This window comes from uncultured Kordia sp., from assembly GCF_947489565.1.
Classification (GTDB): Bacteria; Bacteroidota; Bacteroidia; order Flavobacteriales; family Flavobacteriaceae; genus Kordia.
The window spans coordinates 212093-226190 of the sequence record NZ_CANLEA010000003.1 but is presented as its reverse complement, the minus strand read 5'-3'; the positions used below and the strand labels follow the sequence as shown (position 1 = coordinate 226190).

Here is a 14098-nt window from a genome sequence, read left to right as displayed (position 1 = left end):
GCCTAAATTTTGGATAGTTTTAATTTTATTCATGAGTTTTTCTATAGGTATGGCGCAGAAACCTGTATTGTCACAAAAAAAGTTCAATGAATTAATTTCAGAAGCCACTCAGAATCATATGATTCCTGGTATGGCAGCAATTGTAGTAAATAGTGATTCTATTTTAAATAGTGCTGTTAGTGGTGAACGAAAACTTTTAGGCAATGATAAAATAACGCTAAACGACAGGTTTCATATTGGTTCTTTAACCAAAGCTTTTACAGCGACCATTGCTGGAAAACTAGTAGAAGAAGGGAAAATAAATTGGGATACTAGATTTTTTGATGTTTTTCCTGAAATAGAACAGTTTTCCAAAGAAGACTATTGTAATATTACACTCAATGAACTTTTGTCGCATAGAGCTGGATTAAAACCCTATACGGAAGATCCGGAATGGGATGCAATTCCAGCATATAAATCAAAAAGCAAAGCTAAAAGAAGGCTTGAATTTGCGATTGATGTTTTAAATTTTCCTCCCGTAAATCCAGATCTCGAATCAGGATATGTATATTCAAATGCAGGATATTCATTAGCTGCATCGATGTTAGAAAAAGTTAGTGGAAAGGGTTGGGAAGCATTACTTCAAGAATATATATTTATACCATTACATATGAAGGCAAGCTCAGGTTGGCCAGGTAATTTCAATGCGGCACAACCTTGGGGACATTGGCTAGTTAAAGAAAATACATATCTCACAATACAAGAGCCAGATGGAAAATATCAATTTGCAGAAGTATTGCAACCTGCGGGTGATTTAAATATGTCAATTATTGACTATGGGAAGTTTTTGCAAGCAAATTTAAAAGGACTTCACGGAAGTGATAACATCGTAACAGCAGCAACTTATAATTATATACACTATGCAAATATCGATTTTTCTAGCTACTCAATAGGTTGGAGTAGTAGACAAAAAGATGAAGAAACCTTTAGTATTCATAGTGGAAGCGCAGGTACTTTTGATAGCTGTGTATTACTTGTAAAAGAACTAGATATAGCAATCGCGATATTTGTAAATGCATACGCTCCAGAAGTTGAAAAAGTGGTGCGAAAACTAAGAAATGATATTTTAAAAGTATACTTAAATCAATAAACGAACGAACCATAAATGATAAGCTAGTATTCATCGTAAGCTTATTTCAGTACTAATAAAAAAAGTCAGAAGAAAAGATCTTCTGACTTTTTTTATTCATATTTTCTAAATGATATTGAAATAAAAAATTAAATAGCTGTATGTATTACGAATGTGTTACAGACTTTTTATTGATATTCTCGGTTACAATTTGTCCATCAAAAAGGTTAATTACACGATGTGCGTAATGAGAATCTCTGTCTGAATGCGTAACCATAATAATAGTTGTATCATCCTGATTAAGTTCTGTTAATAAATCCATTACTTCAACTCCGTTTTTAGAATCCAAATTACCTGTTGGCTCATCGGCAAGAATTAGTTTTGGGTTTATAACTACTGCTCTAGAAATAGCTACACGTTGTTGCTGTCCTCCCGAAAGTTGTTGCGGAAAATGCTTTTCTCTATGTGCAATTTTCATACGTTCCAATACTTCTCGCACACGTTTTTTTCGTTCATCTTTTTTAATATTAAGATAAATTAGTGGAAGTTCAACATTTTCAAAAACAGTAAGTTCATCAATAAGATTAAAACTTTGAAATATAAATCCTAAGTTTCCTTTTCGCAGTTGAGTGCGTTCACTTTGATCTAAGTTTTGAATCTCATGTCCGGCAAACTCATAACTACCATCTGTTGGTGTATCCAACATACCTATAATATTTAACAACGTAGATTTTCCACAACCTGAAGGTCCCATAATGGCTACAAATTCTCCTTGCTTTACATTTAGGTTCACATTGTTTAATACTAACGTCTCTATTTCTTCAGTTCTGAAAGTCTTTTTTAAATTATTTATTGCGATCATTTCTTGGTCTTTTTTATAAATATAAAATCTTAATATAAGGTTTATTTTAATACTATTTTCTCTGCATCGCCAAAACTAGCGTAATTTGAAGTGATTACTTTTTCTCCCGATTGTAAGCCTTCTAATAGTTCATAATATCTTGAATTTTGTTTTCCAATTTTAATAGGTCTCTTCGAAGCAGTTTCCCCAGATGGATCAACTACAAAAATCCATTGTCCACCAGTATTTTGGAAAAACCCTCCCTTTGGTAACAACAATGCTTCGTTAGAAGCTCCTAATTGTAGTTTTATACTATAACTCTGTCCTGTACGAGTGGTTTCTGGTTTGTCGGAAGTAAATACAAGATCTACTTTAAACTTTCCATCACGTACTTCAGGGTATACTTTTCGTATGCGCAATGCATATTCTTGTCCATTTCTATCCAATACACCGCTAAGCTCTCTCTTTACGCGGTCAATATAATGCTCGTCAATAAAAGCTTCAATTTTATAATCGGTAAGTACATTAATTTGTCCAATACGTTCTCCTCTTTTAATATTTTGTCCAATTTCAGCATCCAAAAAACCTAATTGTCCATCTGCCGGAGCTCTTACATTTAAGTGATCAATACGATCGTAAACCATAGAAAGTGTTTTACGCATACGTGCTAAATCGGAATCGAGTTCTTTTAAAGAAGTATTTCGAAGTTGATCATCTTGTTGAGTTTGCACTTTTATAATATCAAATTGTTTTTTTGCTAACTCGTAGCTTTCTTTAGAAACTAAATATTCTTCTTTAGAAATGAGCTCATCTGCATATAATGCTTTATTTTGGTTATAATTTCGTTCTAACTTTTGCAAATCATATTTTGAGTTTACCAAATCTTTCTTTCCAGAAACCTGTCTAGAATCAAAAGTTAACTTAGTAGAACGTAAGTCATTTTGCTTCAACGCTAAGTTGTTTTCACTTGCCAAAATTTGTTCATAAAGCTCCATATTCTCTAATCGTAAAATAATATCTCCTTTCGTCACCGTAGCGCCTTCTTCCACAAGTTTCTCCGTAACACGGCCACCTTCGTAAGCATCCATATAAATCGTAGTTATAGGAGCAACCAAACCACTTATTGTAATATAATCATCAAATTCTCCTTGTGTCACTGTGGAGATAGAAAGCTTATTCCTTTCAATTCTAAAAGTAGATGAAGTTCCTTCGAAACCAAATTTCCAAATTACAAAAAGGGCTAATATACCTAGTGCAATGTACCCGTAATGTTTTGGACGCAATCCCTTCTTTTTTTCTAATACTATATCCATGTTATAATTCTTGGTTAGTTTTTATTAATATTAAATACAGGAAGTCCCATATAAAAATCTAATGTCTTCTGTTGAACTTGTAATTTTAATTTTACCTGTAATGTATTACTCTGCGCAACTGCATACGTAGTTTTTGCTTGACGAAGTTCCAAAATGCTGATCAATCCTTTTTCATACCTTTTTTGAGCAATAGCAAAAACGGTAGCTTGTGAAGCTTCACTTTGTTTTGTGCGACTGTATTCTACTTTTGAAGCTTCGTACGCTTGTGTAAGTTCCTGTATGACTTTATTAAGTTCTTGTTGTTGAAGCTTTAAGTCATTTTTTCGTTGTAATAATGCTATTTTCTTTTGTTTAATTTCTGAACGATTACTCCAACGCTCGCTAATAGGAATACGCAATGATAAACCAATGAATTGGGAAGCGTTGTTGTTGGTTTGTGTACTAAAAGGAATCACTGAACCAGCATCGTCAACATTGGTTTCAAAATATCCAGTTTGATATCCTGCAGAAAAAGAAAGTGTTGGATACAAGCTACCTCTAGCAATTGAAACATCTTTTTGGGCAGCTTTCACTCTAAATTCTTGAGATTTTATAATAGGCATAAAAGAAAGTGCTTTGTTATACACTGTGTCTGAATCTATTTCCTTTATATTCTCTTCTTCTGTAAAAGTAGTATCAAAAGCATTGATCTCAATATCAGTAACATTTTCAAGATTCATTTCCTGAATTAGCTTTAATTTGGCAGTTTTCAAATTGTTCTCGTTCTGAGTCACAATCAATTCATCTCCAATAACAATGGCTTCGGCTTCATACAAATCAGCTCCAGCCTTCATCCCTAAATCAACTTGTTTTTTTACAAAATCACGATTCCTTTCAGAAATAACGACTTGCTCTTTTGAAATCTGAAGAAGTTCATTATAAAACTGTACATCGTAAAAAGCAGACATTACCGAAAAAGCTAACAAATACTTTTCTTGTTCATACTCTTCTAAAGAAGCTTTGTACAAAAACTTAGTAGCTGCAATCGTATTAATCCTTTGAAAACCATTAAAAAGATCGAGCCTAGCTCTAATAAAATAATTGTTTGAAAAGAAGTTAGAACTAACAATCTGATTCGTATTTGGATCTACCGAACGTCCATACTGAATATCATACGAAGCACTAGCTTCTATGGTTGGAAGAAACTCTCGGTACGATTGTTTGTTTTTTTCCTTCTCAGAAGCACTAGTATAGTTCAGGTCATTTAACCTTAAATTATGTGCCAATGCATGGTCTATGCAGGCGTCTAATTTCCAGCTTTTTTGTGCAAAACTTTCTGTATGTATACATACTAATAATAGAAATATGATTTTTTCTAATTTGATCATAGTTTAAAAATTGTGATAATAGCTAAGCCAAATATGTACCAAAAAACATAAGTGATTGACAGGTAGTTTTTTATAAGTTATTTGTTGCGAATAGAAGGAAGTTGGTGTAAAATAAATATACAGAAAGTGTAAAAAAAATTGACACTCCTTTTTTTCATATATGACTAATTTGTACTTTTATATATCTATAAAAAAGCAATGAAATGACAGATGCTACGATTCTCATTATTGATGACAATAAAAACATATTAAATGCTTTAGATATCTTGCTTCAATTTGAATGTGGAAATGTTAATACGATTAGTAATCCCAATCAAATTAGCTCCTATCCTAAGCTTGAAGAAGTAGATGTAGTATTGCTTGATATGAATTTTTCTGCAGGAATTAATTCAGGAAATGAAGGATTATTTTGGCTGAATGAAATCAAAAAAAAAGCACCCGATGCTTCTGTAATTATGATGACTGCTTATGGTTCTGTAGATCTTGCAGTGAAGGCATTAAAAAAAGGTGCAATTGACTTTATAATGAAACCGTGGAATAATGAAAAGTTATTAGTTACTATTCGTTCTGCGTATACACTAAGAAGGTCTAAAGTAGAAATCAAGAAGCTAAAACAAAAAGAAGGGCATTTAAAGCAACTCATTAACCAAAATAAAAACACTATTATTGGTAATTCTAAAGCATTACATGAAGTATTACGTCTCACTAGAAAAGTAGCTGTAACGGATGTTAATGTATTAATTACGGGAGAAAACGGAACAGGAAAAGAGCTTATTGCTAGAGAACTGCATCAAATATCTGAAAGAAAAAATGAAGTTTTTATTAATGTAGATATAGGAGCTTTATCTGAAACACTTTTTGAAAGTGAACTTTTTGGTCATGTAAAAGGCGCTTTTACCGATGCAAAAGAAGATAGAATAGGGAAGTTTGAAGCAGCAAATAAAGGAACTCTTTTTTTGGATGAGATTGGAAACCTCTCATTGCAAATGCAAGCAAAATTATTATCGGCCATCCAAAATAGAGAAATTATAAAAGTTGGGTCTAACAAACATGTTCCTATTGATATACGATTGCTTTGTGCTACAAATTGTGATTTAGTTCAAATGGTAAACGATGGACTTTTTAGAGAAGATTTATTGTATAGAATAAATACAATACAAATAGATGTTCCAAGTTTAAGAGAACGCGGTGATGATTTGTTAATCTTGGCAGATTTTTTCTTAAGCAAATTCACTTCAAAATATGGGAAATCAGCTTTGAAAATAAATAGTTTGGCACAAGAAAAATTGAAAACTCATCATTGGCCAGGAAATATAAGAGAACTCAAGCATACCATGGAAAGAGCTGTAATACTCAGTGAAGGCACTATATTAAAACCAAACGATTTTTTATTGAATGCTTCTACAGCTATAGATACTGGTTTTCATACAAATAACCTAAAGGAAATGGAAGAAAAAATGATTGCCGATTCCTTACACAAGCATAATGGAAATTATACAGCAGCAGCTAATGAGTTAGGTGTATCTAGGCAAACACTATACAATAAAACGAAGAAGATGAACAATTTGGGAGCAAAAAATGGCTATTAAAACATACTATATTCAAATTTTAATCAGAATTGTCATTATAACGGGCATTGCCATTTTATTGGCTTTTCTTTTTAATAAAGGACAATATTACTTATCAGGATTATGCTTTCTTTTTATAGGCATACAAGTCGTTTTTTTTGTTAGATACTTAAATAAAACAAATCATAAAATTGCTTACTTTTTTGAGTCTATTGAAAATGAAGATTTCACCATTAGATTTCCGGAAGATTCGGGACCTAATTCATTAAGAGAACTTCACAAAAGCTTAAATAAAGTTCGAAATTTTATTCAAGAAACTCAAGTCAGAAATAGAGAACAGGAAAACTACTACCAAGAAATATTAAAACAAGTTAAAATTGGAGTTCTTACAATCAATGATAAAGGACATATACTATTCGCAAATCCTACAGCAAAAAGATTATTCAATACAAGTCAATTAAATCATATAAATCAGTTAAAGAAAGTAGATAAAAAACTTTCGGATCACTTATCAAAGCTGCAACCTTTTGAACGGCAATTATTTCAAATTACGAATGAAAGAGAAACTATTAGTTTGGTAGTGAAAGCGAAGAAAGTTGTATTGAATGCTCAAATGTTAAACCTCGTCACAATTCAAGATATCAATAATGAATTAAATGAAAAAGAAACAGATTCATGGATGAAACTTATACGAGTATTAACGCATGAAATAATGAACACTATTACACCTTTGAGTTCTATATCGGAGTCAATTTTGAATTATTATAAGACTGATGAAGGATGGATAGCCGCAGATCAAATTAATGAAAAGCAAGTTAAAAATACGATAAGAGGTTTGGAAATTATTAATAATCAAGGAAATCGATTAATTGACTTTGTGCATTCATACAGAAGTCTTTTAAGTATTCCAGAACCAGACAAAAAAATTATTAATATTCAAGACTTTTTGGAAGAAGTAAAAACATTGGTAAGTCAGGAAAAAGGTTTTGATCAAATTTCATTTAAGGTCAGGCATTTGTCAGGTGATTTTGAAATTTTTGCGGATGAAAAACAAATTACGCAAACACTCATCAATTTATTAAAAAATGCAATGCAATCTTCCAGAGGAAAAGAAGATAGTAGCATAGAACTTATTTCTGGAATTAATGAAGTGAACAGGAAATTTATTAAAGTAAAGGATAATGGTATTGGAATTCCGTCAGAATTAATGGAGCAAATATTTGTGCCATTTTTCACTACTAAAACAGATGGTTCTGGAATAGGATTAAGCCTTTCAAGACAAATTTTACAGATGCACAATGGAAGCTTAACGGTGACTTCTGTACCTAATAAAGAAACGTCTTTTACGTTACTTTTTTAAATGGAGTTTTTTTATAAAATCACGGAGTTATTATTGATCACGTTTACTTTTCTTCTTTTTGCCTAGTGAAATTTTATAATCATCGATGCTTCCTTTGACCTTTATATTGAGATAGCGTGTTCTTTTGGTAGAATCTATTTCTACAATCTCATCTTCTTGGTTTTCATCAACAGTACGGTTCTTACGTTTAAATAATTTATACCAAGCAGCTTTTCGTACAGTCTTCCAAGGAATTCGTAAATAATAATCGATATTTTGATTGCTGTCATGTGTGCCAGACAATTCCATATGACCTAAAGTAGATTCGATTGTCATGGAAGGAATATGAATCTTTCCTTTTTCTACATTCAAGCTATTTTGTAAAGTGTCAAACCGAATATTTCGCAGGTTTTTATTTCCCATATAATCTGAAAGTGCCAACATTGGATCGTAATTCTTCAATCTACCATTTAACACTTTTACGTCCATTTCTAGTGTAGATTGATCCAAATCAGGAACCATATCTGGGTATACTCTAATCTTCCCTTTAATTCTAGAGGTGAGTTTACCTTGCAAATTTTCTGAAACAAGATGATCTTGCCCAAAATTTTCGAACTTGAATAACAATTTATCCAAATCAACATTATTCATCACCAAATCTGGTTGCAAATAGATGTGTTTTGGATCGCTACCATTAAAATATCCACTTAATTGAATATTTCCTCCAGCAGCATTCATGTGTAACGTATCTATATAAATATAATGGTTAGGCGTTGTTCTTACAGTTGCTTTGATTTTTTGAAGATCTATTTTATGGTATATAAAGTGATCAATATCTGCCTTAAATTGCATGTCTGTAAAAGGCAATTCATAGATGTTGAAGGCATCTGCATGTGCTGTTACATCTTCAGTTTTTGAAGCAACAACTGCTGTTGATTTTGTGGGTTGTAAATCGAAATTAAAGAGCGCATCATAATCAATATAATTTGCTTTTACTGCCAAATAATTATCCCTTTTCTTTATTTGCTGATTTTCTCCCAAATAGTAATTTAAATCAAAATTGAAATTAGTCGTTCCTATTTCACCATGAAAATCCTTTATGACAATATGTTCGTCTTCATAATGAATGTTTCCTTTAAAATCATGAAAGCGCAGTGGATGCAATTTCATTTTTGTGTCTAATTTATCCAAAGCCAGATCGATGGAATGCAAAGCAGAATCTTTATAATGCATACTAGAATCGAAATGCAATGCTAAATCATCAAACTCTTCATGCCTGTATTCTTCAGGAACATAATTTTCTCCTTTATACGAAAAAACATCTTCCAGCCTTAATTTGCTAGAAACGAGATTGATATCTAAATCCACATCTCCGTTAAGTTCGGGTTGCATCCAAAAGGCATAATCATGTATGAGTCCGTCAAAATGAAAATCGCTATCATCTATATATCCGGTAAAATCTACTATTTTTAAGTCTACACTGTCTATCAATACATCTGCATGAAAATCATGTAATTTATGTGGATAATGCTTCAAGTTGGCATGTAAACTATCAATAAAAAATTCGCCTTTTGGGATATATTTGGACTCTGTAAAGTCTCTCGCAGAAGCCTTAAAAGAAAGTCCTAAGCTGAGATTTTCTATTTGTTCATCAATACCTTTTTGGATAGAATCTTGTTGTAAATAACCTGTCAATTGTGCAATATCCAGATTCTTAGAAGTAATATCGAAATGGGCTTCTATTGGAATATTTGTATGATGTACGATGGCTGGTAAATCTGATAGAAAACCGCTAATAGATAGGTCTGTATTGCCCATTGACATATCAAATTGTTTCAGCGTAGCTTCCCTACCATTCATAACTAAGTTTACATTCAAAGTGTCTAAAGGAGCAGGTAGGTTTTTGGCGTTTAAACTCAAATCTGTTACAGTCAGCTGTGCAAAATATGCTTGATTCAGTTTTTGCAATGCCTTTTCGGGTTTGTCAATATCAATAATATCATGAAAATTCATTTTTAGCGAAACTTGCCCAGAAGCACCTTGTACTTGTTCGAGTTCAAAAAAGTCTGTAATAAAATTCAGATTGAAGTTAGAATCTATTTGCATATCAACTTCCGGTGATTCAAAATTCTTAACAACAACAGAACCTTCAAATTCTCCCTTTTCCAGAGAGGCAGTCATGTCTGTTAAAGAAAATTCCATGGTGCTTGCATCTCTATTTTCACCATTGGTAAAATGACCGCTAAAGCCCATATTATCGATCTTTTTTCCTCTTTTAGTATTTTCTAAAAAAGCTTTTTTAGCTCCAAAACTGGCATTGATAAAAGGTCTATTTCCTTTATTAGCGGCACCTTTAATACTCGCATTAAAATAAATTTCGCCAGCGTTTTCGTATTTCTCTAATACAGGTATTACATCTGCAGGAGCAAAAGCGATAAACATATCAAAATTGGGCTTTGTTCCTTTTATAGAAAGATCGAGATCTACATCATTCTTTACATCTATAGAGCCTTCTAATTCAAAATCTCCATTTTCCATTACAATCCCTGAGGGTTGTATGTCAAGAATACTAGTTTGTTCATTAAACACGACATCTGTATGTACTTCTAAATGTTTTTTATGGAAGAAGGTTGTATCTCCATTTTTTATCACATTTAATTCAAGATCGGCATCTACATGCCCAGAAATAATACTGTCTTTTTGATTAAAACTACCTGTACCAGCGTAGATGAATTTTTCGACATCTGTATTGGTAGCTTCATCTAGCGTGTGAATATCTATATTCTTAAATTTAATCTTTTTTAGATGAATATTCGTGGATGGAGTTTCTGTGTCAGAAGTACTAGCGATGGAATTTTGAATATTCGTAGTATTATTTTCGTGAATAACAATATTAAAAACACCATCTTCAACTATTAAAGATTGAATGTCATAATTTCCGCTTACAATGTCCCAAAGATTAAAGCCAACATACACATCTTTTACATCCATTATAACAGGTGCATTGTCTTCTTTTGTTTCAAAAATTTTGAAATCATATACCTTAAGAGAAATGTATGGGAAGTTTCCAAAAAGAGATAATTCGCTTTCACCAATACTAATAAGCCCTTTATGTTCTTTGTTTAGTTTTGCGATTTCAGCTTTAATAATTTCAGTTTGGTTGCTCTGAATATATAATATTAAACCTCCTAGCACTAAAATTGGAACTATGATGAGTCCTAATAAAATTCGTTTCCATATTTTTTTAATCTTCAAAGTAGCTGCCTTTTTAGTGTTAGAAAAGTGTTCGACTCTAAAATTAACGAATTCGTATGAAATACGCCATAATAATTATATGAATGCTCACAGATATGAGTATATGGTGATTCTAGTTGACCGTTAAAAAAGAATAAATAAGATACACAAAGTCAGTTGATGATATCTTGTAATCACGTTAACGAAAATCAATAAGTAGTTTTTTCTAGATAAACTAATGATTCGAAAATTACAGGTTTGGGTCTAGTTCTGTTGCTACAAAAGTGAAGTGTCTTTTTTTGTTTTTTTATGTTGTGATGTTTTATAAAACATCATTTACTTTCCTTTTTTGCTCTTCCTTTTTATCATTACTTGTTTCTATGTTTAATCTTAAAATCATTTATTATGAAAAAAAGAAATCTTAAATCATTAGTCATTAATAAAACAACAATCTCGGAATTTAATTCTTTATATATCCAAGGAGGAGCAGAGGTGTCCGAAAGAAGAACTAATTGTAGGTATTGTAATGCTGATAAACATACAAAGGCGTTTATGGATGCAAATTCTTGTTTTTCTTGTCCTCCTGATGTATGTGTATGATTTTAATAGTTAAATCATAGTCTGGCGAACTTCGGTTCGCTTTTCTTTTGCTCTTTGCTTCTATAACTGTTACAAAGGAGCGATACGTTCCACTAAACGTTTAGAGTAAATAGGTTCTGTTTTTTTATAGCTAATACCAATTTGATTATAACATGATGTCAACGTAATTTCGTATCTATAACGTCCATCATATTATGATCAAACTGGTATCATTAGTTTTATTTAAGGATAAAATATTATCCGCCGCATTGATCAGTTTCGGCAAAACCTCCTGTTACATTTCCGGCTAATGTAAGGTCTGTTCCCCCTTTAATTTTAGTAAGTTTTATAACTGAAATAGTTTTTTTGTTTAACTTAAGCAGTTTAAAATTCTTTTTTTTCATAATGTTTAAAATTTTAGTTAATACACAAAAAAGGCTAAAAGGATTTTTAATCAAAACATAAACGAGTAATATTAAATGTTATTATAAAACTCTTATGCTAAATTATAAGTTAGCTATAGTTTTATATAATTAAATCTCACTCAATCGGAATTACGACCGCTGCCACATTGATCAGTTTCGGCAAAACCTCCAGTAGTCGGATTTCCAGCTAGTGTACCATTATTTGTTGTATGACAAGTAGTATAGTTGGGATCGTGGGTTTCTCTAGGTGGACAAGTATGTGTGTCAGGCATACAACCTTGAATAATAGTTTGTCTGTTTCCGCCTAAAATCATGCTCAAATTATTAATTTTTGCAATCTTTATTTTTTTGATCTTTAAATTTTTCATAATGCAAATTATAGTTTTAGTTATTAACAGCAAGGTGGGAAATATTTTTAAAATCTGCTAATTTTGTAGTTGATATTTTATAAAACATCAATTTTCTATATTATTGATTTTAAGTGACTTAATGTATTTTGAAGGGAGCATGTTGGTTTTTGCTTTAAAAGCTTTAGAAAATGTTTCTTGACGTTTAAAACCAAACTCTTCAGCAATGGCTTTAATGGTATATGCTCTTAATTTTGGTTCGTTTTTTAAGCGAATCAGTGCAGCATTGATTCGTAATTCGGTCAAATATGATTTAAATGACTTTTCTTTATATGTATTGATTACATTTGATAAATATGTGGTATTGGTTTTTAACTTTTTAGCGACAAATATTAAGGTGCAATCTTGTCGTAAATAATACTCTTTTTGCTCAAATGCTTTGAGTCCTTCTAAAATTCCCAATACATTTTCATCAGTAATCACTGAAGCAGTTGTTTTTAAAGGTTGTGATTCAGTTTTAGATTGTTCTAAGGTATCTATAGTTTGTAAAAGTTCTTGAAAGCGTTTTTTAGTTTGAAGTTGCTTTTTTCGATACAAAAAGAAAAATAATAGTAGTGATAGGATCAATATAGCCGAAATACTATACCACAAGGTTGCCCGACTTTTTTGTTCCTGTCCATAATCGTCCAAAGATTCTATTTTTTCTTTTAAAGGTATGATGTCATTTTTTCTATGTAATTCATTATTTATAACAGTATTTGTGCTGTCGTTTATTTCATCAAACTGAGCACTCAAATTATGATATTCTATACTCTTTTCCGTATTGCCTAATCTTGCTTCACAAGTCCCTAGGATATGATATACTTCTTCTAATTCGGGAAATTCAAAATCTTCTTTTGCGGTAATTACTTTAATTTTTTCAAAATACTTAATAACACTATCGCATTGCTCTAATTTTAGATAATTTTTGCCTAAATATAAATACAGTGTAGTTATAGATTTCTCACTACTATAGTCATACATAGGTTTTAATAAAGAGTATGCTTTTTGGATGCTGGATTGATATAATTTTTTTTGATAATTAATAATGACATTATTTGCTGATAAAATAAGGTACGCATCTTTAAACTTTTTTAAAGAGGATTTTTGTAAGCCTTTAGTAGTGTATTCTTCTGCTTTAGTTACATTTTTTATCCTCAAATAGGTATCGGATAATGCAACTAAACTAATGACTTCTAATCTCTCAAGATTCACATCTTTATATGTATTAACGGCTTCTAAATTTGCTAAAAAAATTTCGATAGCTTCATTTATGTCTTTAGTTTGTTTTTTAATCATACCAATGTTATGATCTGACAGTAAAAAATCATTGATGTTTCCTATCCTACGTGCAACTTTTTTTGCTTGTATATATTGATTAATCGCATTATTATAATCTCCTTTTGCTAAATATACATTACCTGTTAAACTTTCATTCTTTAGCTCTAGCGAATCATTTTTTATTTTTTTAGCAATAGAAATCGAATTTTCTATATGCATAAAAGCGTTTTCATAGTTACCTAACTTATAAGCTATAAAAGCCTTTCTATGTAGCGCTTGCCCAATTTGCCTATCATCTTCAGTAGCTTGAGCCTTAGTGTAGAGTTCGTCTGCATACAGGTTGGCTTTTTTAGGGTTATTATATCGATACTTCAAATACAAAGAATCTAGATATTCATAGGATTTATGCGCTAAAGAATCCGACTGCGCATAGAGCATTGAAAAGTTACAAAAGAGTATAAAGAATAGCACTCTTTTAAGAATATAAGGGGAATGTTGGATATAAGACATATAATAAACTTCATGAGATTACTCAAATATAATAAGAAGTTCCATTTCATTGAATAAGAAAAGTAACCTAAATCTATTAATTCATATATGTATATGGTTTTGTCTGCCTTCAAAAAATAAAGAAAACGGATATATAATGTTCTATTT

The 14098-nt window shown here is 31.3% G+C and carries 10 protein-coding genes; 3 read left to right on the top strand and 7 right to left on the bottom strand.

Features of this window, described 5'->3' with window-relative positions; genetic code table 11:
- The first annotated feature begins 31 nt into the window (after positions 1 to 31).
- The gene (locus Q0845_RS05740) at positions 32 to 1129 is read left to right on the top strand and encodes a serine hydrolase (protein ID WP_298510479.1); all 1098 of its coding nucleotides are present in this window, start codon (positions 32 to 34) and stop codon (positions 1127 to 1129) included.
- Positions 1130 to 1274: 145 nt separating this feature from the next.
- Here Q0845_RS05740 and Q0845_RS05735 read toward each other — a convergent pair whose 3' ends face one another.
- Genes Q0845_RS05735 through Q0845_RS05725 form a run of 3 tightly spaced genes read right to left on the bottom strand, consistent with a single transcriptional unit; the run spans position 1275 to position 4629 of the window.
- Positions 1275 to 1970 (bottom strand): ABC transporter ATP-binding protein, encoded by a 696-nt coding sequence (locus Q0845_RS05735; RefSeq protein ID WP_298510476.1) that lies wholly within the window; start codon positions 1968 to 1970, stop codon positions 1275 to 1277.
- Positions 1971 to 2011: 41 nt separating this feature from the next.
- On the bottom strand, positions 2012 to 3262 hold the full coding sequence (locus tag Q0845_RS05730) for an efflux RND transporter periplasmic adaptor subunit (protein ID WP_298510473.1): 1251 nt from the start codon (positions 3260 to 3262) through the stop codon (positions 2012 to 2014).
- A 14-nt stretch (positions 3263 to 3276) separates the two neighbouring features.
- Positions 3277 to 4629, bottom strand: a complete 1353-nt coding sequence (locus Q0845_RS05725) for a TolC family protein (RefSeq protein ID WP_298510470.1) — start codon at positions 4627 to 4629, stop codon at positions 3277 to 3279.
- A 203-nt stretch (positions 4630 to 4832) separates the two neighbouring features.
- On the opposite strand from Q0845_RS05725, the gene Q0845_RS05720 reads away from it, so the two are divergent.
- Both Q0845_RS05720 and Q0845_RS05715 read left to right on the top strand, forming a co-directional pair.
- Complete coding sequence (locus tag Q0845_RS05720; RefSeq protein ID WP_298510467.1) at positions 4833 to 6218, top strand: sigma-54 dependent transcriptional regulator; 1386 nt, start codon at positions 4833 to 4835, stop codon at positions 6216 to 6218.
- Positions 6208 to 7557 carry an ATP-binding protein gene (locus tag Q0845_RS05715; RefSeq protein ID WP_298510464.1) on the top strand — a complete coding sequence of 450 codons (1350 nt, stop codon included), beginning with the start codon at positions 6208 to 6210 and terminating at the stop codon, positions 7555 to 7557. The genes Q0845_RS05720 and Q0845_RS05715 overlap by 11 nt, the downstream gene beginning before the upstream one ends.
- 30 nt (positions 7558 to 7587) lie before the next feature.
- On the opposite strand, the gene Q0845_RS05710 is transcribed toward Q0845_RS05715, so the two are convergent.
- The 4 genes from Q0845_RS05710 to Q0845_RS05695 form a co-directional block, all read right to left on the bottom strand.
- Complete coding sequence (locus Q0845_RS05710) at positions 7588 to 10791, bottom strand: AsmA-like C-terminal region-containing protein (RefSeq protein WP_298510462.1); 3204 nt, start codon at positions 10789 to 10791, stop codon at positions 7588 to 7590.
- 815 nt (positions 10792 to 11606) lie between these two features.
- The gene (locus Q0845_RS05705; protein ID WP_298510459.1) at positions 11607 to 11753 is read right to left on the bottom strand and encodes a hypothetical protein; all 147 of its coding nucleotides are present in this window, start codon (positions 11751 to 11753) and stop codon (positions 11607 to 11609) included.
- 140 nt (positions 11754 to 11893) lie between these two features.
- Positions 11894 to 12142 carry a hypothetical protein gene (locus tag Q0845_RS05700; protein WP_298510457.1) on the bottom strand — a complete coding sequence of 83 codons (249 nt, stop codon included), beginning with the start codon at positions 12140 to 12142 and terminating at the stop codon, positions 11894 to 11896.
- 87 nt (positions 12143 to 12229) lie between these two features.
- Positions 12230 to 13951, bottom strand: a complete 1722-nt coding sequence (locus Q0845_RS05695; protein WP_298510454.1) for an AraC family transcriptional regulator — start codon at positions 13949 to 13951, stop codon at positions 12230 to 12232.
- Positions 13952 to 14098 lie beyond the last annotated feature (147 nt).

Bases quoted from the DNA above. Each gene is read 5' to 3' on its own strand.
- Q0845_RS05740 (WP_298510479.1), top strand. From the start codon at position 32: ATGAGTTTTTCTATAGGTATGGCGCAGAAACCTGTATTGTCACAAAAA.
- Q0845_RS05735 (WP_298510476.1), bottom strand. From the start codon at position 1,970: ATGATCGCAATAAATAATTTAAAAAAGACTTTCAGAACTGAAGAAATA.
- Q0845_RS05730 (WP_298510473.1), bottom strand. From the start codon at position 3,262: ATGGATATAGTATTAGAAAAAAAGAAGGGATTGCGTCCAAAACATTAC.
- Q0845_RS05725 (WP_298510470.1), bottom strand. From the start codon at position 4,629: ATGATCAAATTAGAAAAAATCATATTTCTATTATTAGTATGTATACAT.
- Q0845_RS05720 (WP_298510467.1), top strand. From the start codon at position 4,833: ATGACAGATGCTACGATTCTCATTATTGATGACAATAAAAACATATTA.
- Q0845_RS05715 (WP_298510464.1), top strand. From the start codon at position 6,208: ATGGCTATTAAAACATACTATATTCAAATTTTAATCAGAATTGTCATT.
- Q0845_RS05705 (WP_298510459.1), bottom strand. From the start codon at position 11,753: ATGAAAAAAAAGAATTTTAAACTGCTTAAGTTAAACAAAAAAACTATT.
- Q0845_RS05700 (WP_298510457.1), bottom strand. From the start codon at position 12,142: ATGAAAAATTTAAAGATCAAAAAAATAAAGATTGCAAAAATTAATAAT.
- Q0845_RS05695 (WP_298510454.1), bottom strand. From the start codon at position 13,951: ATGTCTTATATCCAACATTCCCCTTATATTCTTAAAAGAGTGCTATTC.